18 protein-coding genes and 1 pseudogene are annotated in these 21,601 nt (G+C 69.0%); 3 read left to right on the top strand and 16 right to left on the bottom strand.

Annotated features, from left to right (window positions below; all coding sequences use genetic code 11):
* Nucleotides 1-13: 13 nt before the first annotated feature.
* The 12 genes from AMK22_RS17875 to AMK22_RS17820 all read right to left on the bottom strand — a co-directional run bounded on the left by AMK22_RS17875 (nucleotide 14) and on the right by AMK22_RS17820 (nucleotide 14,756).
* Entirely contained in the window at nucleotides 14-1,657 is a 1,644-nt protein-coding gene (locus AMK22_RS17875; protein ID WP_073786173.1) for a DUF4127 family protein, read from the bottom strand.
* Nucleotides 1,657-2,355: an N-acetylmannosamine-6-phosphate 2-epimerase gene (locus AMK22_RS17870; protein WP_073786172.1), complete on the bottom strand. Its 699-nt coding sequence runs from the start codon at nucleotides 2,353-2,355 to the stop codon at nucleotides 1,657-1,659. The genes AMK22_RS17875 and AMK22_RS17870 overlap by 1 nt, the downstream gene beginning before the upstream one ends.
* The gene (locus AMK22_RS17865) at nucleotides 2,352-3,329 is read right to left on the bottom strand and encodes an ROK family protein (RefSeq protein WP_073786171.1); all 978 of its coding nucleotides are present in this window, start codon (nucleotides 3,327-3,329) and stop codon (nucleotides 2,352-2,354) included. Before AMK22_RS17865 ends, AMK22_RS17870 begins: the two co-directional genes overlap by 4 nt.
* A complete protein-coding gene (locus AMK22_RS17860; protein ID WP_073786170.1) occupies nucleotides 3,326-4,165 on the bottom strand; it encodes a carbohydrate ABC transporter permease in 840 nt (279 codons plus the stop codon). The genes AMK22_RS17865 and AMK22_RS17860 overlap by 4 nt, the downstream gene beginning before the upstream one ends.
* A complete protein-coding gene (locus AMK22_RS17855) occupies nucleotides 4,155-5,117 on the bottom strand; it encodes a carbohydrate ABC transporter permease (protein WP_079186230.1) in 963 nt (320 codons plus the stop codon). The genes AMK22_RS17860 and AMK22_RS17855 overlap by 11 nt, the downstream gene beginning before the upstream one ends.
* 2 nt (nucleotides 5,118-5,119) lie before the next feature.
* Nucleotides 5,120-6,403, bottom strand: coding sequence for an ABC transporter substrate-binding protein (locus tag AMK22_RS17850; RefSeq protein ID WP_073786169.1), 1,284 nt, complete (start codon nucleotides 6,401-6,403; stop codon nucleotides 5,120-5,122).
* A 29-nt stretch (nucleotides 6,404-6,432) separates the two neighbouring features.
* Entirely contained in the window at nucleotides 6,433-8,028 is a 1,596-nt protein-coding gene (locus AMK22_RS17845; protein ID WP_073786419.1) for an FAD-dependent oxidoreductase, read from the bottom strand.
* 5 nt (nucleotides 8,029-8,033) lie between these two features.
* A complete protein-coding gene (locus AMK22_RS17840) occupies nucleotides 8,034-9,056 on the bottom strand; it encodes a LacI family DNA-binding transcriptional regulator (protein ID WP_242434023.1) in 1,023 nt (340 codons plus the stop codon).
* An 85-nt stretch (nucleotides 9,057-9,141) separates the two neighbouring features.
* Nucleotides 9,142-9,567, bottom strand: a complete 426-nt coding sequence (locus tag AMK22_RS42340) for a Tn3 family transposase (RefSeq protein WP_073786167.1) — start codon at nucleotides 9,565-9,567, stop codon at nucleotides 9,142-9,144.
* A gap of 264 nt (nucleotides 9,568-9,831) precedes the next feature.
* Nucleotides 9,832-11,004 carry an alanine racemase gene (alr, locus tag AMK22_RS17830; RefSeq protein WP_073786417.1) on the bottom strand — a complete coding sequence of 391 codons (1,173 nt, stop codon included), beginning with the start codon at nucleotides 11,002-11,004 and terminating at the stop codon, nucleotides 9,832-9,834.
* Nucleotides 11,005-11,238: 234 nt separating this feature from the next.
* The gene (locus AMK22_RS17825; protein WP_143203578.1) at nucleotides 11,239-12,825 is read right to left on the bottom strand and encodes a PucR family transcriptional regulator; all 1,587 of its coding nucleotides are present in this window, start codon (nucleotides 12,823-12,825) and stop codon (nucleotides 11,239-11,241) included.
* 383 nt (nucleotides 12,826-13,208) lie between these two features.
* Nucleotides 13,209-14,756 carry a PucR family transcriptional regulator gene (locus AMK22_RS17820; protein ID WP_073786165.1) on the bottom strand — a complete coding sequence of 516 codons (1,548 nt, stop codon included), beginning with the start codon at nucleotides 14,754-14,756 and terminating at the stop codon, nucleotides 13,209-13,211.
* 730 nt (nucleotides 14,757-15,486) lie between these two features.
* Here AMK22_RS17820 and AMK22_RS17815 point away from each other — a divergent pair.
* The gene (locus AMK22_RS17815; protein ID WP_073786164.1) at nucleotides 15,487-16,920 is read left to right on the top strand and encodes an amino acid permease; all 1,434 of its coding nucleotides are present in this window, start codon (nucleotides 15,487-15,489) and stop codon (nucleotides 16,918-16,920) included.
* A 111-nt stretch (nucleotides 16,921-17,031) separates the two neighbouring features.
* Here AMK22_RS17815 and AMK22_RS42055 read toward each other — a convergent pair.
* The 4 genes and pseudogenes from AMK22_RS42055 to AMK22_RS17800 form a co-directional block, all read right to left on the bottom strand.
* Nucleotides 17,032-17,142: pseudogene (locus tag AMK22_RS42055) on the bottom strand (IS5 family transposase); the annotation flags it as partial.
* A gap of 312 nt (nucleotides 17,143-17,454) precedes the next feature.
* On the bottom strand, nucleotides 17,455-18,018 hold the full coding sequence (locus AMK22_RS17810; protein ID WP_242434022.1) for a putative immunity protein: 564 nt from the start codon (nucleotides 18,016-18,018) through the stop codon (nucleotides 17,455-17,457).
* A 456-nt stretch (nucleotides 18,019-18,474) separates the two neighbouring features.
* Nucleotides 18,475-18,741 (bottom strand): hypothetical protein, encoded by a 267-nt coding sequence (locus tag AMK22_RS17805; RefSeq protein ID WP_242434021.1) that lies wholly within the window; start codon nucleotides 18,739-18,741, stop codon nucleotides 18,475-18,477.
* Between the two features lie 212 nt (nucleotides 18,742-18,953).
* Nucleotides 18,954-19,829, bottom strand: coding sequence for a recombinase family protein (locus tag AMK22_RS17800; RefSeq protein WP_073786158.1), 876 nt, complete (start codon nucleotides 19,827-19,829; stop codon nucleotides 18,954-18,956).
* A gap of 628 nt (nucleotides 19,830-20,457) precedes the next feature.
* Between AMK22_RS17800 and AMK22_RS17795 the strand changes: the two genes are divergently transcribed.
* On the top strand, nucleotides 20,458-21,261 hold the full coding sequence (locus tag AMK22_RS17795; RefSeq protein ID WP_073786156.1) for a hypothetical protein: 804 nt from the start codon (nucleotides 20,458-20,460) through the stop codon (nucleotides 21,259-21,261).
* Nucleotides 21,262-21,374: 113 nt separating this feature from the next.
* Complete coding sequence (locus tag AMK22_RS17790) at nucleotides 21,375-21,599, top strand: hypothetical protein (RefSeq protein ID WP_073786154.1); 225 nt, start codon at nucleotides 21,375-21,377, stop codon at nucleotides 21,597-21,599.
* Nucleotides 21,600-21,601: the final 2 nt, after the last annotated feature.

The raw sequence follows: 21,601 nt of genomic DNA, 5'->3' as shown, positions 1-21,601 counted from the left end.
GTTCGTTCTCCTCTCAGGCCAGGGTGAGGTGGGGTTCGAGGGTCACCTCGAAGAGGCGGTCCCAGGGCAGTTCGATGTGGATGTCGGTGACGTCGGCGAGCTTGGCGGTGCGGGTGGTCGCGCCTCGGCGGCCGAGGAGGAGGTGGTGGCCGGCGAAGTGGTCGGTGAAGTACTGGCGGGTCACCGGGGCGAGGCGGTCTTGGACCCAGCCGTCGAAGAACGTCTTCTGCTCGGCCGTCAGGTTCATGGGGGTCCACCCCCTGGACGTGGCCTCCGCGTAGGCGGCCCTCTGGATGACGTTCTTCCAGTGGTCGTCCTTCACGAACCGGTAGAGCAGGTACTCCGCGTGCGCCCGGCCCGGCCCGGTCAGCGCCGGTACCCCCAGTCCGCTGGTCGAGCGGTGCAGGAACGCCCAGCGGGCGGTGGCATGGGCCAGGGCCAGACCGAGGGCGTTGCCGCCGGTGTTCCAGCCGGAGTACGACAGCAGCGCGGCCAGGTCTACTCGCTGTTCCAACTCGGCCACCAGGTCGTGGTCGGCGCGGTTGACGAAGACCGGGTCCACCACGACGACCGACTCCCCGGCCGCCGTCAGCCCGGCGGCCCGGCGGGCGAACACGGCGAGGTCGTCCGCCCGCTGATTCTCGCTCGCCGAAGGGGTGTTGACCATGAGCACCAGGTCGGCGCGGCCGTCGACGACGGTGCCGCCGACGGATTTCACGTGCCGGCGGATGTTCTCCGCGAACGGGATGCCCTCAAGGTCCGCCGTCCACTGCTCGCCGGAGATACCGGCGTACTCCACCCGGAAGGTGGGCGCGGTCCCCGCGGCGATCAGCCGGGCGACCAGCAGCGCGTCCACCTCGTCCGCGCCGGGGAAGACCTCGACCCGTCGGCCGACCCCGAGTTGTTCAACCAGCTTTTCGAGCTCGACGCGTTCGGCCCGGGCCAGGCCCACCGGGGCGGTGTCGTCCTCGGAGAGCACCAGATGGCTGATGGTGCCGTCGGCGACCCACTCGACCATCTGCCGGTTGACCTCATGGTTGCGGGCCCGCGCCGTCAGGTAGTCGTCGACCACCGCGTCCGGGATGGTGGCCCGGACCGCCTCGAGCCGGGGCCGCAGCTCTTCCCGGCCGAGGTTCTCCACCTGGTCGTACAGCTTGGCCCACTCGACCAGCGGAGCCACGTACTGTTCGAGGTCGGGATTGCCGGGGGTCAACGCGAGGCGCTGGATGGTGTCGTGGACCACGATCTGCGCGCCCGGCCGGGCGGCCCGCAGCGTCTGGATCGCCGCGATGTTGGCCCGCGCCGACTCGAGGGTGGGCGTGCCGGTGCGGGAGGCGATCAGGCCGCCGTAGGCGAGCATGCTCACCGAGATCACGTACTCGTCGGCGCCGACCGAGCCCAGCCAGCGGGCGACGGCCGCGCCGTCCCCGGGCTGGAAGAACCGGCCGAGGGCCTTGCGCGGCGGCAGTGTGAGGTCGACGCCGGCGACGGCGGCGGTCATGGTCGGGCAGTAGACGTTGACGGGCCGGTCGTCGAGAGGGACGAGGGCGATCCGGCGGCTCGGACGTGGGGTCGCGGTGGCGGCCTGCGGGGTGAGGCCCAGCAGCGGGGCGGCCAGGACGGCGGCTCCGGCGGTAAGGACTGTGCGTCTTCTCATCAGGGGTGCTCTCCGTTCGCGTCGGCGTGAGCAGGAGCTGTCCGGGCCAACTCCCTGGTCAGGTACAGAGGTGAGGTGATGGCGTTGCCCACCACCACGGCGTGTGCCCCCGCGGCGTAGGCGCGTCGCAGGTCGTCCGGGGTGCGGTAGCGGCCCTCGGCGAGCACCGGCACGGCCAGCCGCGTGGCCAGGCGTTCCAGCAGGCCGAGGTCGGGCCCCTGGGTCTTCGGGGAGTGCGGGGTGTAGCCGGAGAGCGTGGTGGCGACGGCGTCGGCGCCTGCGTCGACTGCGGCGTGTCCCTCCGCCTCGGTGGACACGTCCGCCAGGACGAGGGCGCCGACGGCGTGCACGGCGGCGACGACGGCCGGGAACGGCGCGGGCCGCGGCCGGTCGGTGGCGTCGATGGCGACCAGGTGCGCCCCGGCCTGCGCAACGGCTCGGGCGTGCGTGCTGGTCGGCGTGATCGTCACCGGCCCGGGGCCGTCCTTCCACAGACCGATGACCGGTACGTCCACCGCCGCCCGCACGGCGGCGATGTGGTCGGGGGCGTTGGCGCGGATGCCGGCCGCGCCGCCGAGGACCGCGGCGGCGGCGACCCTTGCCTGCACGGATGCGTCGCGCATCGGGTCGGCGGGTTCGTCCGGCAGCGGCTGGCAGGAGACCACCAGGCCGCCGCGGAGGGTGTCGAGAACGTTCACTGGGGCTCCGTCTCGGTGGTGTGCGGGAAGGTGACCGACCGGGGTCGGCTGCTGGGATCGACCGGCCCGGGATCGGCCGGCAGGCGCGTGGCTCGCCGGGTCATCGCCGCCCTGGCCGCGCCGACGGCGACGGCTGCGGCACCGAGCGCGGCCGGGACCAGCGTCACGTCGGCGTGGACCGGCAGCCGTTCGGCGGCGTAGGCGCTGCGGGTGTGCGGCAGCAGGGCACTACCGGCGCCTCCGGCCAGCACCACCGTCTGCGGGTCGAGCAGCGCCACCAGGCCGGCGAGGGTCCGGCCGAGGGCGTGGCCGGCGGTGGCGAGGACCTCCGCGGCGGCTGCGTCGCCGGCGACGCAGCGGGCGGCGACCTCACGGCCGGTGACGTCCGCCCCGGTGCGCAGCCGGTAGGCGCGGGCGAGCCCGGTGCCGGAGGCCACTCCCTCCAGGTGGCCGGTGCGCCCGCAGCCGCAGGTCAGCTTGTCGGCGTCCGGCGCCGGAAGATGAGCCATCTCTCCGGCGCCGCCGCGCGCCCCGTGGTCGACGGCGCCGCCGCGGACCAGGCCGCCGCCGAGGCCGGTGCCGACCGCGACCAGCAGCACATGCGCGTGACCGCGGGCGGCCCCGGCCCAGCTCTCGCCGAGGGCGGCGGCGTTGACGTCGTTGTCCACCACGACGGGCCGGCCGATGCGCCGAGCCAGCGCCTCCGCCACCGGTGTACCGGCCCAGCCGGGCAGGGAGTCGGTGGCGTACCGGACGACGCCGGTGGCCGGGTCGATGACGCCCGCGGCGCCGACGCCGACCGGACCGGTGCCGCCGAGGCGCCGGGCCAGGTCGGCGGCGGTCCGCAGCACCGCGTCCGGGCCCCGCGCGGCCGGGGTGTCGGCTCGCGCCTGGTCGAGCACGGCGCCGTCGGGTCCGACGAGGGCGGCCAGCGTCTTGGTGCCGCCGATGTCGATGCCGAGTGTGGCGTTCATTTCAGCCCCGTATGGGCGAGGCCCTCGATGAACTGCTTCTGGGCGACGACGAACACAACCAGCACCGGGATCGCGGTCAGCGACGCCGCGGCGAGCTGGACGTTCCACATGGGCCCGCCGTAGGCGTCCATGTACTGGGTGAGTGCCTGCGGCAGGGTGAACTTCTCCGGCGAGGAGAGGTACACCACCGGTTCCAGGTAGAGGTTCCAACTCTGCAGGAAGGTGAAGATCCCTACGGCGCCGAGCGCCGGCCTGGCCAGCGGCAGGGCGATCCGCCAGAACGTGCCGAAGTAGCCGATGCCGTCGATCCGGGCGGCCTCCTCCAGTTCGTTGGGCAGGCTGATGAAGAACTGCCGCATGATGAACGTGGCCAGGACGCTCGGCGCGCCGAAGATCGGCACCAGGATCAGCGGCCAGTGGGTGTTGATCAGGCCGAGGTCGTTGAACATCTGGAAGAGCGGGACGATGGTGACCTCGCTCGGGATGAGCAGGCCCACCAGCACCACCAGGAACAGCACGTTCTGGCCGCGGAACTTGATACGGGCGAAGGCGTACCCGGCGAGCGAGGACACGATCATCGTGCCCACCGTCACCAGCGCGGCGATGTAGATGCTGTTGACGTACTGCTGGACGAACGGGCGCCCGTCGAAGACCTCCCGGTAGGCCGAAACCGTCGGGCTGGTCGGCAGGAGCTGTGGCGGGTAGGCGAAGATGTCGCTGACGGGTTTGAACGACGACGTCACCATCCACCAGGTCGGGAAGACGAAGGGGATCGCGAGCACGCAGAGCAGGCCGTACAGGGCGACTCGGGCGCGCAGCGGGACTTTACGATTCATAGAAGACCCACTTCTTGCGCAACTGCCACTGGAACACGGTGAGCGCCAGCACGATCAGCAGCAGCAGGATGGAAAGGGTCGCGCCGTAGCCGAAGTGATGGAACTGGAAAGCCTGCTGATAGAGGTAGTAGACGAGCACGGTGGTGGACAGCTTCGGGCCGCCCTGGGTGAGCACCGCGATCTGCGCGAACACCTGGAGCGAACCCACAATGGTGATCACCGATGTCAGCAGGATGGTCGGGCTGATCAGCGGCAGGGTGATGGACCGGAACCGGGTCCACGCGCCCGCACCGTCGACCCGCGCCGCCTCGTACAGCTCCCTGGGCACGCCCTGGAGCGCGGCCAGGAACAGCACCATGTTCAGACCGACGTTCTTGAACACCTGCACGACGATGACCGAGAACATGGCGGAGCCCTCGCCGCGCAGCCAGTTGGGTCCGTCGATGCCGATGGTGCGCAGCAGGCCGTTGATGCCGCCGTCGGCCTGGAGCAGGAAGCCCCACACGATGGTCCAGGCGACCAGCGACACCACGACGGGGGAGAAGAACAGCGTGCGGAACAGCGTCATCCCGCGCAGCTTCTGGTTGAGCAGGACGGCGAGCAGGAGGGCCAGGCAGAGGTTGAGCACCACCAAGCCGACCGAGAACAGGGCCGTGGACTTCAGCACCTGGGGCAGGTTGGCGTCGTCCAGCAGCTTGGTGTAGTTGTCGCCGCCGGTGTAGTGGAACTCGCCGGCCAGCACGTTCCACTCGTGCAGACTGAACCGGACGACCAGGGCGATGGGCAGCAGCACGAACACGACGCTGCCAAGGAGCTGGGGGGAGATGAACGCGAGACCGGCGAGCTGGTCGCGTCGGCGCCGGGTCCAGAACGGACGTCGCGTCGGCAGCCCCGCGGGGGCGGACCCGTCTTTGGGCGGGTCCGCCGCCGCTGTTCGCGGGGAGACGGACATGGTCAGTTCTCCAGCAGCTGGGAGATGTTGCCGCACAGGTCGCCGAGAACGCCCTTGACGTCGGCGTCCGGCTTCCACAGCGGGTCCAGTCCGGCGCGGACCCGCTGGGCGAGTTCGGCCTGGCCGGTGTGGCCCGGCTTGACCACGCCCTTCTTGACGCCGTCGACGACCACGCTGTCGAGCTGGTCGTTCTTCAGCAGCGGGTTGGTCTTGGCCAGGTTCTCCGCGGTGAGCTGGGACGCCCGGGGCGGCGGGAAGTAGGCGGCGAGCTTGGCGGAGTTCTGCGGGTTGGTGAAGTAGGCGAGGAAGTCCTTGGCCTCCTTGGTGTGGCCGCCCCGCTTGACCACGCCGATGCCGGCCTGGCCGATCACCGAGTAGTCGCCGCTCGGTCCGGCCGGCAGCGGCACCAGGTCCCATGCGAACTTGGCGCCCTCCAGCAGCGACGCCCGGCTGATCTGGGTGATGGTCATCGCGGAGTCGCCGGTGAAGAAGTCGGCGGTCTCGCCGGGGCCCGGCATCGCCTTGTCCTCGAAGATCCCCTTGTGCAGGGTGGTCATCGCGTCGACCATCGGCTTGCTGTCGAAGGTGCAGGTCTTGCCGTCGGCACTCCAGGGCTCGGCCTTCCAACCGCCCCAGAAGGCGGCCAGATTGCCCCATTCCTTGTATTCGAAGTCACGGATCACCATGCCGGCCTTGCCGGTGGAGCGGTGCACCTCGGAGCCCTCGGCGAGCACGGTCGGCCAGTCCCACTTACCCGCCTTGAGGAGCTGGTCCGGCGTCTTCTGGCCGGCCTTCTTCAGCAGATCGCGGTTGACGAAGACACCGAACGGCGAGGTGGAGAACGGGTACGCGTACAGCTTGTCGTCGCTCTTCCAGAGCTTGGTGGTGCTCGGGAGCAGGTCGTCGTACTGGTAACCGCTGGTCTGCTTCAGGGTGTCGTCGAGCGGCACCAGGGCCCCGGAGCCGACGAAGTCGGCCGCGTCCGTCTCGAAGACCCACGCGAGGTCGGGGGCGTTGCCGCCGGTCATCTGGGTGGTGAGCGCCGTGCTGTAGGTCTCGAACGGCAGCGGGTCGAACTTGATGTCCTTGATCTCGGGGTGGTTCTTCTTGTACGTGGCGGCGATCTCGTTGAAGAGTTCCAGGTGCGGCTTGTTGGACGTCCAGACCGTCATCCGCAGGGTCACCGGACCGCCGTCGTCCCCCGAGCCGCCTCCACTGCACGCGGCCAGTACGAGCGTTGCGGACATCGCAGCGGCGACCGTGGCCAACCCTCTTCGTATCAACATGGTGTTCTCCCTCGGTGGTGCATGAAGGTCTAGTAGCCCGTGATGTCGGGCCAGCGCAGCTCGACGCCGGCCGCGGTGAGCTGGTCCTGGAAGGCCGAGAGCAGCTCGGGGGTCTCCCGGACCGCGCGGGGGCGGGTGCCGTGAGTGAGGCAGAAGGCGGCGAGCGCGCCGGCGGCCTCCCCGATGTTCCACTCGACCGGGTGGACCCGGTAGGCGCCGTTGGTGATGTGGGTGGTGCCGATGTTCTTGCCGGCGGGCAGGAGGTTCTCGACCCTCTGCGGGAGAAGCGCGCCCAGCGGGATCTCGAACGGGCTGCAGCCGACGTCGATGTAGGTGTCGCCGCCCGTCGAGGGGTGCAGGTCGATCCGGTACATGCCGAGGCCGACGGTGTCCGCGTACCGCACGGCGCCCCGCTCCCCGCGGACGGCGAGCGAGAGGTCCTGCTCGACGACGGTGTAGTCGGCCCTGATGCGGCGTGCCTCGCGGATGTACGGGGCCTGGGCCAGGCCGTCGGTGCCGCCGGTGATGTCGCCGCGCAGCCGCAGTCCCGGGAATCCGGTGCCGCCGTCCGGGCGGGGCGCCTCGGTCTGCATCCAGTACAGGAAGGCGAAGCTCAGCTCCCTGGCCCGGCGCAGGTGGTCGGCGGCGTCGGGGACGTCGAGGACCGGGCCCTCGAGGTAGTCGATCATCGGCCAGTTGACCAGGGTGATGTCGCTGGGGTAGGCGCCGTCGGTGAAGGTGTCTCGGGCGGCGATCCGGCGGAACGTCCACAGGTTGGCGTTGCCGGGATTGACTCGCTGGTCGGCGTTGACCGCCAGCGGGTCGTCGCCGGGGTTGGGGCTGAAGTCGTGCTCGACGAGCTCCAGCGTCCTGGGGTGCGGGTACCGCCAGGACAACAACGGTCCACCCCAGACGTCGGGCTGGTAGGACCGCCAGAAGTCGTAGTCCGCGGGCTTGTCGATGGTGTGGTCGCCGTCGACGTGGTCCAGGGCGAAACACACCGATACGGCCTGCATGTTCAGCGGCTGGGCGACCTGCGGGGCGCTCGGCTCGCCGGTATCGGCGGCGGACTCGAAGCCGGTGACGTACTCGGTGCCGGTGAGCGGCAGCAGCTCGCCGGTCTCGGTGGCGTCCAGCACGTAGGGGGCGGTGGCGTGGACCCTCTCACCGGTGTCGCGGTGAGTCAGGGTCACCGCGGTCACCCGGTCGCCGTCGGTGTCGGCGGCGGTCGGCCGGTACGGCTGGAGGACGGTGAGCCGCCCGCTGGCGCGGTAGGGGGCGAGCATCGCCGAGATGACCGCCACCGCGACCCGCGGTTCGTGGCAGAGCTTGCTCACCCAGCCCCCGCCAGGGTTCAGGTCGATGCGGGCCCTGGCCCGTTCGGTGAGCGGGTAGTGCCGGCGGTAGTAGTCGCGAATGCCGTCGCGCAGGGCCCGGTAGCTGGCCGTGACGCCGAACTGCTCCACCCAGGAATGCTCGTCCGGCGGCACTGCCTGGCTGGTGAGCTGCCCGCCGATCCAGTCGAACTCCTCGGTCAGCACCACGGTCCGGCCGGCGCGGGCCGCGGCGAGCGCCGCGGCGACGCCGCCCAGCCCTCCGCCGACCACCAGCACATCGCTGCGTATCTCAGTCAAGAACGGTCCTTTCTCGGTTCGCCGAGGGTCTGCCCCTCGACGAAGTGGCACGGCAGAAGCCGCTGGAGCATGGTGGTTGGCTCGTCCTCCAGCAGGGCGGCGAGGAGTTCCACCGACTGCCAGCCCATCTCCCGACGCGGAATGCGGAAGCCGGTGCACGCGATGTCGGCGTCCGCCGACTCGGCCGGTACGCCGGTCACCACGACCGACAGGTCACCGGGCACGTCGACGCCGCGCTCCTGGGCGGCCCGGATCAGCGCGACTCCGTCGTCGTAGCCCTCGACCACGGCGGTGGTCACCCCGGCGGCGAGCAGCGCGTCCAGGGTCTCCCCCGCGGACCGGCCGGCTGTCCGCTCGTGCCGGCCGCCCCCTCGAGTACCGGCGCGGAACCCGTTCATCCGGTCGTCGGCGGACTCCGCTCCCTCCCCGGCCCCGACGTAGGCGAACTCCCGGTGCCCGAGCCGCCGGGCCCGCTCGACCAGCTTCCGGGTGGCGGCGGCGTAGTCCGCGCCCACGCAGGGCACCGGGCCGCCCGCGTCGTCGCGTCGGCCGACTGCCACGAACGGGTAGTTCTCGCGATTCAGCCGGGCCAGCTCGTCGTGCGGTATGTCCCGGCCGAGCAGGAGGCAGCCGTCGGCGATCCGCAGCCGGTTGTTCTCGTGGAACACCTTGCGCCGCCCGTCGGTGACCGGGGCGCTGGTGAACAGCAGCAGGTCGCACCTGAGCTGCTCGGCGCACTCCTCGATGCCACGCAGGAACGGGTAGTAGAAGTCGGCGCTGGTGCTCGGAAACACCGATTCGTAGGTGAACACGCCGAGGATCTGGTTGTGCTGACGCACCATTCGGCGGGCCACGGGGTCGGCCGCGTACCCGGTCTCCCGGATCACGTCGAGGACGCGCTGCCGGGTCTCGGGGGCGATGCGGGTCGTCGCGTCGGTCCTGTTGTTCAGCACGAGCGAGACCACCGCCTGGCTCACGCCGGCGAGGCGGGCGATGTCACGCTGCGTGATCCTTGACACGGGGAACTCCTCCAGAGGCTACTGAAGCCATCGCTTGATAATACGTATTATCAAGCTGATGATCAGTGACGCTACTCGGGCTGTTTCACGGTGTCAACGGTCCCGAGGGGCTTCGTCGGGGATCCTGAAGCTTCCGGGACAGGGTGATCGGCCGTTCGGAACACTCCGGGCGGCTCGACCCACTCCTGTGTTCCCGAAGTGACAAGTGTCCGTTCATCGTTGTGGTGGTACCTGAGTTCACCGCCCGCATGGTCAGGTCCAGCAATCCCGTGGGACGACGGTGATGTGGGTGCGTGACGGCCGAGCTGCGGGCCGGCGAGACGTGCGCCGGCTCCTCGGCGTCCACCTCACGGCCGGCCCTGCGCAGCTCGTCGACGGCCGGCACCATGTGCGTGGTGTGCCAGCAGATGACGGCGTTCGTGACGACGGTCAGGCACCACGCCTGCTCGTTCTGCTGCTCGGGCCGGCGCCGGGTGACCTTGCCCTCGCGGCGTAGTGGAGGCGGCGGCACAGGGAGTGAATGGACTCGCCCTTGTTCAGCTGCCAGGCGATCTTGCGGCGACAGGCGGGATCGGGATGCACTCGCGGACGCCAAGACGCTGGACAGTGCCGGCCGCCTGGCCGGGCACTCCCTCGCCGCCTCTCATGACTGCGAGCCGCAAGCGAAGTCGTCCGTGCCGGATGAGGAGGCGTCATGGACGGCCCTGGAAGGGAGGACGGCTCGATGTGGTGAGTGGTTCCGGAGGCTGTCCGCGGGCCGGTGAACGGGTCGACGTCAGTGTTCTTCCGGGTCGGAACCGCCGGTGTACGTGCGCGGTACACGCGCGCCGATGCGTGTGACGATCTCGTAGGAGAGGGTTCCGGCGGCACGTGCCCAGTCCTCGGCACCGGGCTCCCCGCGGTCTCCGGGGCCGAAGAGCACGATCTCGTCACCGGCTGCGGCCGTGTCGTCGCCGAGGTCGACGACGAACTGGTCCATGCAGACCGTGCCTGCCACCGTGCGCTGTCGGCCGACGGCCAGGAGCGGACCGACACCGGAGGCGTGCCGGGGTACGCCATCGGCGTACCCCAGCGGGATCAGACCGAGCGTTGTCTCACGGGGGGTGCGGTAGTGGTGACCGTAGGAGACTCCGTGCCCGGCGGGGACGCGCTTGACGGAGACCAGCCGGGCGGTGAGCGTCATCGCCGGCCGCAGCCCCAGGGCCGCCGGCTCGGCCGCCTCCGGCACTGGGCTCAGCCCGAAGAGCGCGATCCCGGGGCGCACGAGGTCGAAGTGGGTCTGCGGAAGGTCGAGGGTGGCTGCCGAGTTGGCCAGGTGGAGGACTTCGGGACGCAGCCCCGCCTTCCGCGCGAGCGCGACCGCGTCACGGAAGTGCTCCACCTGCCGGTCGGATTCGGGGTGGCCAGGGGAATCGGCGTGGGCGAGATGGGACCAGATCCCAACGACCCGGACATGCCCGGACGCCTCCGCACGTGCAGCCGTCTCCAGCAGGGCGGGCCAGTGGGCGGGGGAGGCGCCACCGCGGCCCAGCCCGGTGTCGATCTTCAGGTGCAGCAGGCCCGGCCGGCCTGCAGCCGGTGCCGCCCGGGTCGCGGCCTCGACTGCCCAGGGGTCTCCGGCCGATAGTTCGATCCCGGCGGCAACGGCGGCAGCCCAGTCGTCACCGGGGCCCAGCAGCCAGGCGAGGATCCGGCTGCCGATCCCCGCTGCGCGCAGCGCCAATGCTTCGTGCATGCGTGCGACGCCGATCCACGTCGCGCCACCGGCCAGTGCTGCGCGGGCGCAGGGGACCATGCCGTGCCCGTAGCCGTCGGCCTTCACCACGGCCATCACTTCGGCGGAACCTGCCGCATCGCGCAGCCGAGCCGTGTTGGCTCGGATCGCCGCAAGATCGATCCGAGCCTCCGCGAGCGCGGGTTCTTCGTGAACCCGGTGCGCACGACTGATGACCTCGCGGCTGTTGGCCGCGTGAGAACTGCCGATCTTCACGCCATCGTCCTTCCAATGAATCCACCGATGCCCGGCTGGGTCATGGGGTGGAGCCATGGTGTCGATGGGGGGAACCCGCCGTCATCGTGTGAACGGCACTGTTCTTCGGCGGCCGGGAGTGCGGCTGGCACAACGCGCAGTGGATGTGCCGGACGCGGCAAGGGGCTCCCTGCTTTCTTGACGATTACCCCCTCACTGGGGCGGTCGGGCGCGGTGGTCCGCCTTGGCGTGCGGGGTGCCCTCTGCGCCGTAGCGGAGGGCCGTGAGTTGAAGGAGCAGCGCGGACCGGACCTTTGGACTGTCCAAGCGCAGCTCCACGATTTCCTGCAAGCGGCGCATCCGGTGGCGGAGCGTGTTCGGGTGGACGTGCAACCGGGCGGCGGCGGCCTTCAGGTCGCCCATCTCCTCCAGCCACGCTTCCAACGTCGGCACATGACTGGTGCGGCACTCGCGGTCGTGGTCCATGAGTCGTGGCAGAGGTCCGATGTCCGCGGTCCGGGCGATCGAGGTGGCCAGGGCCGTGCGGCGGAGGACCACCTCGGCCCATACGTCGTCATGGACAGCTTGGGTTTTCGCGACCAGGCCTGCCGTGAGCAGCCCGAGCGTGTCGTCGGCCTGCTCCCGGGAGACGGCAAGTTCCGGAATCGAGGCCGCGAGCCCGCCCACGGCGATGAGCGGTGTTGCCCGGCCGGTGGTCTCGCCGACCTCGTAGAGCCAGTCGGACTGGCGTCCGGAAGTGGTAGTCACCGCCTCGGCAGCCACGATGCCGTAGACCACGCCGCCGATATCGGCGGCGGGTGAGCGCAGACGTGACCCGGGGAACCGGGACAGCCGTTCCCGTACTGTCAGGCGCTGCGTCTCGGCCTCGTGTGCGTCCTCGCAGCGCAGGCCCACGGCGACCACCCGCCACGGTCCTGCCACCAGCCCGAGCAGGCGCGCCGCGTCCGCGGCACCCTCCTTCCCGTGCAGCACGCTCGCCACCATGTCCGTCAGTGCCAGGCGCTCCCTGTCGGCCTCCGCACGCCGACGGAGCAGGTGCAGGGCAGCGGCGTCTGCGGCGACTGCGAATGCTGCGGCTCGCTCGGTGGGGACGGGGCCCGGCACGATCGCCCAGATCGAGCCGAGGACGTCCCCGCCGGCATGTACGGGCATCACGAGCCGGGGCTTGCTGCCCCCGACGGCCGCGGGAACATATATGGGTCGCTTGTCCTGGACGATCCTGCGGAAGACTCCGTGCCGCCGGTAGTGCGCGGCCAGCTCGTCGGGAACGTGTCGGCTCATGATGGTCGCCACCCGTGCCTCGTCGCCGCACTCCTGCCGGGTGGAGTAGGCGAGTACGCGAGAGTTGCGGTCCTCGATGGTGACCGGCCCGTCGATGATGCAGGCGATCGCATCGGCCACCTCGAACAGGTCCCCGGCTTCGGCAACCTCCCGGCCCGCCGCGACCCCTGCGAGCCCCTCGCTGTCGAGCGCCGCGCGCAGCAGTGACACCACCTGGGCCCACCCTGCCCGATGTGCGACCTCCACCAGCGCCACTCCGGTGGCTCTCGCCGCCTCGGTCACCTCTTCGTCGACAGCCACCGGCGCCTTGAGCAGCAGCGCGGCCGCGGACTGCCGGGCACACACCGACAACAGCCGAAGGACCGCCATCCGGTCGATCAGGTTCACACCGAGAACCACATCGCCCGCACCCAGCTCCAACTCGCCGTCCGATTCGGCGATCACCACATCGCCCACCGGGACCGGAGCCCCCTCGGGAGCGCACACCTCTGACAGCACGGACGGTCCTACAGCGTCGAAAAGCCGCTGGAGACTGATCACTGGTCACCACCTGCTCGTTACATCCGGGTCGACATCGTGCACCATCGCCCGATGCCGGGCTCCGAGGATCCGTACCAGCCTCAAGGAGCAGCTGCATGCGTGCGCCGAGCACCGGCCCGGTGCGGGGCAGCGTGGACGTGATTGTCCCTGCATAGAACCGTGGCGACGCCGGCAAGCGGAGCGAGTCACTCGCAGTGAGCGCGTGGCGGCGACTTCCTGCATCCGTCTTGAGAGGCCCTGCCACAGGGTACTGGTGGGCCGCCGGCGAGGAGCCGGGTGACCAGCCCCTTGCCCTTGGGGGTGACCGGGGCCGGTCGGCGATCGGTCCAGTGGCACGAGCATCAGCCTGCAACCGTGTCGTCCGGCTCCGTCTGGACTGGCTCGTCACGATGGAGATGTGCTTGCAGCACCAGGGTCACGGCCAGTCGCTGTTCGGGATCCGACAGGTCCACTCCGTGGAGAAGGTGCTCGATGCGGCGCATTCGTTGTCGCACGGTATTGGGGTGGAGCCGCAGGGTCCGCGCGGCACGGTTGTAGTCGCCCCAGTTCATCAGCCAGGTCAGCAGGGTGGAGGCCAGCGCCTGCCGATCGCGGCCCTTGTCATCGAGCCTGCTGAGGTCGTGGATCAGGTCACACGGCAGGTTGGCGTGGGTCCGGCGGATGACCACTTGGGCCCATACCTCTTCGTAGCTGACGGCTGGGCGCTCCAGAGCCACGCCGGTGCCCAGCACTTCGAGGGCCTCCCGGTTCCTGGCAGGTAGGGCCGTCGCCGAAGAGGTAGGGCGACTTGCTCCGACCTGCCCGATACGCCCGTTCAAGCTCAGGGAGCGAGCCCAGGCCCAGCTACCCGGTCCGTCACCGTCTGTGAGGATCGCGAACACCAGCCCCTCCATGTCGGTGAGGATCGGATCGGCCCAAGCGTGACGCCGGAAAACGGTGCGCCATACGGCGAGGTCGTTCTGTGCGCTCGTGCCGTTCAAGCGGCCCAGCGCCGCCACCCGGACCTCTCGAGCGGGCAGGACCAGGGGCTCGGTCGAGGAGCTGTCAACGGGTATGCGGAACGCCTCACGGATCCGGTCCGCCGTGTAGCGGCTGGAGAGTTCTTCGTGCGCACGCAGTCGAACGAGCAGCAACCCCAAGGAACGTGCCATGTCGAGAAGGCGTTGCCGCTTCTGTGGTGTCAGCTCACCGTCGTGGATTGCCCAGATTGAGCCGATGACCTCGGGGCCGACGCGGATGGGGACAACCAGACGTGTCAGGAAGCTGGGATCCTCGATTTCGACCTTGAACGGCTCATGACTCACTGCAAGGCGGCGGAAGGTGCCTGCTGCGCGCAGCTGCGTCACGATCTTGTCTGGTACCGCGCGCCCCAGGATGCTGTCCATTCGTACTTGGTCGGTGATCTCTCCAAAAGCCGAGTAGGCCACTACTTTGCTCCGGAGGTCCTCCACCATGATCGGGGCGGCCAGCAGCTCGGCGATGTCGTCACTGAGTCGGAAGATCCGTTGGTGCGCGTCGTGGGCGTTGTCGAGTGGCGCGTGGACTTGTTGGAGCATGGCGTCAGCCATCGAGATGAACTGTGCCCAGCCGACATCCTCGGCCAGCTCACCCAAGGCGAGGTGGCCATCGGCGGCCCGATGCCGCACCCGATCATCGACAGGACCACGCAGCAGAACACCGGCCGCCTGCCGTTCAGTGGCGCTGTCCATCACCTCGAGCTGGGTCTCTGCCGTGAGGGCTCCGGTGGCGAGAACGAGCGCGCCGCCCACCGTCGCGCCGGCCGGGTCGCCGTACACGTGGAGCCCGGTCACTTCCACCGGCTGTCCCGCAACCAGCGTCGTGGTAACACCCGGGCCAAAGCTCTCAAAGATGCGACATGCGGTGACCATGCTTCAGGAATGTAATCCGAGAACATTCCAGGATGCCAAGAGTGGCGGAATCCGACATTCAATTGTGATGGGGGCTCCCTCCATGATGGGGGCCATGGCGAAGGCGATGAGTGATCGGCACCCGCGGCGTGTGGCCGTCGTCGGCGCCGGCATGGCGGGACTCTCCGCGGCTTGGTATCCCCTCCTCGCCGGTGTACGTGCCGCCGTCGGCAAGTCCGCGTCTTCTCCGCTTTCTCGCCCGCTTCGTCGGCAGCAGCACGCAGTGGTGCCGGGATGGTGCGATGGCGGCGCTCGCCCCGCTGAACCATCAAGGGCGCACTCCGAGCGACTGGTGCCCTCGAGACGAGGAACCACGAACTCACCGGCCACCCCGTTATCGACCAGCTGATCAGCAACGGCCCGAACGACGACACAGCCGGAGGGCGTGAGGGCCCCTGCCGGTCCCGTCCATGGCGTCGACGGGACCGGCGCCCCCATCATCCGAATGGTGGGCCTGTGACCGGATGGTGCGCCGATACACCACTGGCACACACGCGTCAGGCCGCGCGGCCTCGCTCACGTCCCGCTGGGGCGTGTTTCGAAAGTCCCGTCCGGCCTGTGACGCTACTTTCGAAACACGCCCCAGCCCATCCCACCCGACACGAATGTCTACGGACGTATCACGAAGGAACTCGAGCTTGTCCACGGAGAGCGTGAACACGTTGTCACGTGCACGACGAAAGGCGCGGATATGACCACCTCGAAGGTCCCGGAGGCGGCAACTGCTGACGCCTCCGCAGAGGGCTACGAGCGCGGACTCGGCAGCCGCCAGGTGCAAATGATCGCCATTGGCGGCGCGATCGGTGTCGGACTCTTCCTGGGGGCCGGCAAGAACATCGAGAAGGCCGGCACCAGCCTCATCCTGATGTACGCGCTCGCGGGCGTAATCATCTTTTTCATCATGCGGGCGCTCGGTGAGCTGCTCCTGTACCGCCCGGTCTCGGGCTCGTTCGCGGAGTACGCCCGCGAGTTCCTGGGCCCGTTCTTCGGCTACGCGACCGGATGGACGTACTGGCTGATGTGGGCCGTCACCGGCATGACCGAGCTGACCGCGGCGGCCATTTACATCAACTACTGGTTCCCGGACATCCCTCAGTGGACCAGCGCGCTTGCCTTCCTGGTGGTGCTCTTCGGCGTCAACCTGATCTCGGTGAAGATCTTCGGTGAGCTGGAGTTCTGGTTCTCGATGGTCAAGGTGACGGCCATCATAGGAATGATCGTCATTGGCGCGGGCGTGTTGACGCTGGGATTCTCGCAGGCCGGCGACACCGCCACGGTGAGTAACCTGTGGTCGCACGACGGCATCTTCCCGAACGGCATCGGGTCCAGCCTGATGACGCTACAGGGCGTGATGTTCGCGTACCTTGCTGTCGAGCTGGTCGGCGTCACGGCGGGCGAGTCCGAGAACCCGGAGAAGACCCTCCCGAAGGCGATCAATACCCTCCCATGGCGCATCATCGTCTTCTACGTCGGCTCGCTGATCGTGATCCTGTCGGTCGTGAAGTGGACGGAATTCCACGCCGGCGTGAGCCCGTTCGTGGCGGCCTTCGACAAGATCGGCATTCCCCTGGCGGCCGGCATCGTGAACTTCGTCGTGCTGACGGCAGCCCTGTCGTCCTGCAACTCGGGCATGTACTCCACCGGCCGCATGCTGCGCGACCTGGCGGCGAACTCCGAGGCGCCGAAGATCTTCGGCAAACTGAACGGGCGGAAGGTCCCTGCCGCGGGCATCACAGTGTCGGTGATCGTGATGTCGATCGGCGTGATGCTCAACTACCTGGTGCCGGAGAAGGCGTTCGGGTACGTCATGTCGGTCGCAACCGCGGCGGCCATCTGGACCTGGGCGATGATCCTGCTCAGCCACATCCGCTACCGCGCCAAGGTACTCAAGGGTCTGCTGCCGGCCTCTTCCTTTCCGGCGCCCGGCGGCACGGTGTGCAGCTGGATCGCGCTGACCTTCCTCGCCTTCGTCACGGTGCTGACGGCGATGGACCCCGATGGCCGGATCTCGCTGTACGTCGGCGTGGTCTGGGCGGTGCTGCTGACCATCGGCTGGTTCGTCGGCAAGCGCGGCAACCTGGCGGCTGAGGCCGAGCCGGACTACGCGAGTGCGACGTCGCGCTGACCCACGCGGGGTTCAGGGGCCCGTTCCACCGCTCAGGACTGCGATGGGCCTGACGTTCGCTTGCCCGGTGCACCGTGCGCCGCGTGGAGGTCGCCTTCTCCCAGTGCTTTGTCCCGAGATCTGCTGTTTGATCTGTGGTGTCGGGTCGCGCCAGGAGATGGCGGCTTCGCCGGTGAGACGGCGTGCCATGAGGCCGGTCGTGGCGAGGTGGATCACGGCTTGGACAGCGTGGTGCATCGATGCCGACGGCCCCGGGCGGCACCGAGATCGGTGGGGACGCCGCCCGTGCGGCCAACGGACTTCCCGCCCAGGGCCGTGCTGACCCCGTCGTGAGCACGACGCCGCCCCGGGCCGTGGGCTCGGGGCGGCGGGCGGGATCTCCGACACGCGGCAGGAAGCCGGAACGTGGTGAGCGGGGCGCGTCCGCGTCCGGACCGCGCCCGCGCCACCCACCGACTGCGCACCCTGCTTGTACTGACGATCTCGAAGTCAACCGCTGACGCATGCGGGCCTGCGCCGTCCGAACACCAAAGGTCACTCGGCGAAGGTGAGTGAACGAAGGTCAGCGTCCAGCATCCGGATCAACTCACCGACCCGTCCCCCGCCACTCGGCGCCGCAGGGAAGCGTTTGAGCACGTCAACGACGGTTGGCGTCGCACGATGCACCGTCTGCTCAAGGTGCCTGGCGCCAGCGCTCCGATTGTCCTCGGCGACCAGCTCAGCCGCTCTGGCCGCATAGGCGCCGGCTCCGAGAATGTGCTTGACCTGGGTGGCCTTGGCCAATGGATGCAGGTAGGCGGCGCCTGCCGCGGACATTGCTGCCCACGCTGCCTCGCGCGCAGCCGCAGTGTCCGCGCTCTTGGCCGCCTTGAGCGCCGCCAACGCCGTCTCGCGCAGAGATTTCCCTCGTTCACCGCCCCGAGCAAACTCCCACGCGGCACTGACAGCGTCTCGAGGCCGCGAGTCGCCCGGCTGGTCGGCCTCGAATATCTTGAGCACCACCTCTGCACACGTTGCCGCGAACGCGGCGACCTCACGAAGGTCTTGCTTGCTCAGAACGATCTCGCCCACTTCCCCTGTCATCGTTTCATCTTCCATGACTGCGCTGGAGGGTCGGGGCGGCTCTGGGCAGCCCATGTCGACTGGGTCCCAAGCAGACGGGATCGTAGAAGGCCGCCCAGCCACAGCGAGCAGGAACCGGCCAGGCGACCGCTCCGTCGGACGATCTGCTCGCCGGACTGCCGCCCACGGCCAGCGTGAGCACTCCGAGAACCGATCACACCAGCCCTGTGACCTGCGAATTCAAGTTGGCGGAGGCTCATTGTCGGTGCACGCACGGGATTCCGGGTGCCTCGCACTCCCTCACCGTGGTGGTCGCCGGAGTGGGGTCCACTCCCCAGTGCTTGCCGGAGTGGAGTCCACTCCCCCGATGCGCACCACGGTGGACTGCACCCCCCACACGCCGGAGCCGCGCCTTCGTTACAGCGGTCCCCGGGGACGTCATGGCGGATCCCACGGGGCCCGTGGTGGTGAGGTGGGAAGGCTCGTGCGGGTTCAGGGGATCATCACACAGTGGTTCTCGATGACCCGTCCCCCGCGATCGAGACCGCCGCAGACGGCCAGCCTCGGGTAAGCCCTGATCTCCCGGTTGACGACGAACCGCCACCGCGAGACGTTCGCCTTGGTCCCCCGGTAGTCGCCGACGAACGCACGCAGCGTCCCCGGCAGGCCGTCTCTCGTGGTGACGGTGATGTCCTGGACGTAGTCGCGGCCCTGGAAAGCAGTGGCGACGCAGATATAAGTGCCGCAGGTGGACTTCACTTCGGCACTCGCAGGCGCTGCAATCGCCAGCAGCAAGCCGCTGACGGCGGTGAGTGCAGCCGTGACCGTGGTGATTCGAAACCGTGTCTTACAAGCGCTGGCCATAAGCCTCCCCCTGTCTTCACATGCACTGATTCACCCACTGATTCAGGGGTATCGCCGAGATACGGGTCAAAGGGGCAATGAGTTGATCTTGAAGCCCTGATGGCTGTTCAGCTCTCCGCTTCATCCTCGGCAAGGATGCGGTAGACGGTGGCGACTGAGGGGCGCTTGCCCTGGTTCTTGCCCGAGGTGATGACGAGCTTGCGGGCGATCTCGGGGACGGGCACACCGTTGGCCCGCAGACTGCGGGCGTATGCGGCCATGTCGTCGTCGACGACCTTGGGGCGTCCGCCGTGCCGGCCGCGCTCGCGGGCGGATGCCTGGCCTTCGAGGGACTTCTCCCGGATGTACTCGCGCTCGGACTCCGCCATGCCGGCGAAGAACGCGAACAGGGCGGCGCCGTGTCCGGAGGGGTCGTAGACCCCTTGGAGGGGGCCGGTGAGGAGTTCGAGCTGGATGTCGTGGTGGCGCAGGTCCTCGGCGATGGCCAGGAGCTCGGCGGCGCCGCGGCCCAGGCGTTTCATCTCGTGCACGGTGAAGATGACCCGTTGGTGAGGGACGGCCTTCTTGATGGTGCGGGCGAAGTCCATCGCCTTGGTGAACTCCGGCCGAACCTTGACCCGGGTGCTGATCTTCTCCGAGAAGACCGGGTCGCATCCGGCTTCCGCCAGGGCGTCGAGTTGGCTCTGGAGTTCTTGCTGGGCGGTGCTGCACCGGGCATACCCCACCCTCGTGGGCTTCGTGGTGGCCTCGGGCGCCGCTGCGTCGATCGCCGGGCCCCTCTCCCACGCGCGGCCGGGGCCGCGGTCGGCGGGGGTCTTCACCTCCAGCTCGGCGCGGAGCTGGGGGACGAGCATGAAGCGCGGGGTGTGGTACTTCGGGGCGACTTTGCCGCCGCGGGTGCGGCAGGTGCTTCCGGCGGGCACCTCACAGGTGGGGCAGTCGAACTGTTCGACGGCGGCGGCCGGTTCGGCGAGGTCTGGCATGTCGCAGAACCTATCGCGAGCGGCTTTGTGCGAAAGCTGTTTTGCGAGAGGTTGCGAGAACGAAGATCAGGGATAGACCGGACACGGTCCGGTGGGAGTCTCTGGTCTCTCAGAACTACTCATTTCTGCGAGCACGGAGCGCGACAGCCTTCACTAAGGGTGATCACGCCCGAGCTGTCGCCGATCTGGAGTTCGTTCCCCCAATCCTGGGCCGCCGCGAGGTTGTCGGCACCGCTGAGCGCCTCCGCGCGCGAGTCCGCCTCCCGCTGCCGGGCTGCTCCCGAAGGGGGCTCAGCGGGCCGTCTACGGGCTCGTGTTGCGGACAACTGCGGCCCGGTCCGGGGAATGGGAACCTGGTTCGGCGTGCCAGGCAGCGAACTGGTCGGTCACGCCCGCCATCGTGCGGCAACGGTCGCGATGGCGCATTCGGGGTGCGGCGCTGAGACATGTTTTACCGGTTATCCCATGTTGACTTGTCACGGAACTCTCATCCTGGATCTGTCACTTGGAGCTTTCATTGAGTCATCACAAGCACCGCTGGCACGTCCATGATCATTAGCTGGTGCAGCACCCCTCAGACGGCTGAACCGTTTGATGCTGCGACGTCAGGGTGGCTAGCGTCTGAGGCATGAAGACGACGATGCCCGCCGAGCGGGACATGCAGCAGGAAGCCACCGCAACCGGACGGGACACGCGTACGGCGGTCCTTACCCGCTCGGTTCGGGCCAACGTGCCACTGCGCAAGATTTTCGTGCAGGCGAACGCAGGGGGCGACAGTCGGCACGGGCCCCTGAAGGACTTCGTGACCGGGAGGGACCTGCGGGGCCTCAAGGCTTACCTGCTCATCGTGGCTGCGTGCAGTAACGGGGAAAACGGCTGGTCGACCACGCACGACAGCGCGGTGTGGGCGCGGCTGATGGACATTCACATGACTGCGGATGACCAGTCAGCCCGCACGGGTGCCTGGCGGGCCCTGCTCCGGCTGCGTGAGCGCAAGCTGATCGACTGCTGCCGCAGCGGGACCATGATCACGGTCACCCTTATGCGCGAGGACGGCAGTGGGAGGCCGTACGACCGCCCCGACGGCAAGACCGAGGAGAACCGCTATCTCCAGATCCCGGCCGCGTTCTGGACGACGGGCCGTGACGAGAGTCTGGACTTGCCCAGCCTGGCCCTGTTCCTGGTCGTCGCCCGCGAGAAGAACTGGTCGGCCTTCCCTGCAGAGAAGGCCCCTGAGTGGTACGGCTGGTCCGCCGACACCCATGAGCGCGGGCTGAAGAAGCTGATCGCCCTCGGGCTTGTCGAGCGACGCGAGCACTACATCAAGGCCCCCCTTGCCCCGCTCGGCTTCACCAAGACCCACCAGTACAAGCGCACCGCCATCATGCAGCCGCGCAGGCCCCGGAAGAAGACGGCATCTGCTGGGCGATGAGCCGACCGTGCCTCGCGCTCTGCCGTCCATCTAGCACCCCAGCACGCAAGGGGTTATGCCCCATCTTCCGCCTGCGGACAGTCCACAGGCCCGCCCAAAGGAGGAAATCTCCCATGTCCGCCACCACCAACCAGCCCCCGCCTTCGGCCCCGCAGCCCTCGGGCACGGACCCCGTGCTGCTCCTGGTGCTGGGAATCGTCGTCGTCCTGGTCCTGGGCGCCACGCTCTACCTCTGTATGGTCCACCCCTCGCTGGCCGGTCCGATCGGAGCCGTGGGCGGGATGGCCTCGGCGCTGGCCACCACACTCGGCGTGGCGATCGCCCTCCGCCGACGCTGAGC

It is taken from the genome of Streptomyces sp. CB01580 (genome assembly GCF_001905795.1).
In the GTDB taxonomy this organism is placed as follows: domain Bacteria; phylum Actinomycetota; class Actinomycetes; order Streptomycetales; family Streptomycetaceae; genus Streptomyces.
The sequence above is the reverse complement of the archived record's forward strand: the minus strand, read 5'-3'. Positions and strand labels throughout refer to the sequence as shown.

Coding starts and splice junctions, on each gene's coding strand:
- AMK22_RS17875 (WP_073786173.1), bottom strand. CDS start 1,657: ATGAGAAGACGCACAGTCCTTACCGCCGGAGCCGCCGTCCTGGCCGCC.
- AMK22_RS17865 (WP_073786171.1), bottom strand. CDS start 3,329: ATGAACGCCACACTCGGCATCGACATCGGCGGCACCAAGACGCTGGCC.
- AMK22_RS17860 (WP_073786170.1), bottom strand. CDS start 4,165: ATGAATCGTAAAGTCCCGCTGCGCGCCCGAGTCGCCCTGTACGGCCTG.
- AMK22_RS17855 (WP_079186230.1), bottom strand. CDS start 5,117: ATGTCCGTCTCCCCGCGAACAGCGGCGGCGGACCCGCCCAAAGACGGG.
- AMK22_RS17850 (WP_073786169.1), bottom strand. CDS start 6,403: ATGTTGATACGAAGAGGGTTGGCCACGGTCGCCGCTGCGATGTCCGCA.
- AMK22_RS17820 (WP_073786165.1), bottom strand. CDS start 14,756: ATGGTCACCGCATGTCGCATCTTTGAGAGCTTTGGCCCGGGTGTTACC.
- AMK22_RS17815 (WP_073786164.1), top strand. CDS start 15,487: ATGACCACCTCGAAGGTCCCGGAGGCGGCAACTGCTGACGCCTCCGCA.
- AMK22_RS17810 (WP_242434022.1), bottom strand. CDS start 18,018: ATGGAAGATGAAACGATGACAGGGGAAGTGGGCGAGATCGTTCTGAGC.
- AMK22_RS17800 (WP_073786158.1), bottom strand. CDS start 19,829: ATGCCAGACCTCGCCGAACCGGCCGCCGCCGTCGAACAGTTCGACTGC.
- AMK22_RS17795 (WP_073786156.1), top strand. CDS start 20,458: ATGAAGACGACGATGCCCGCCGAGCGGGACATGCAGCAGGAAGCCACC.
- AMK22_RS17790 (WP_073786154.1), top strand. CDS start 21,375: ATGTCCGCCACCACCAACCAGCCCCCGCCTTCGGCCCCGCAGCCCTCG.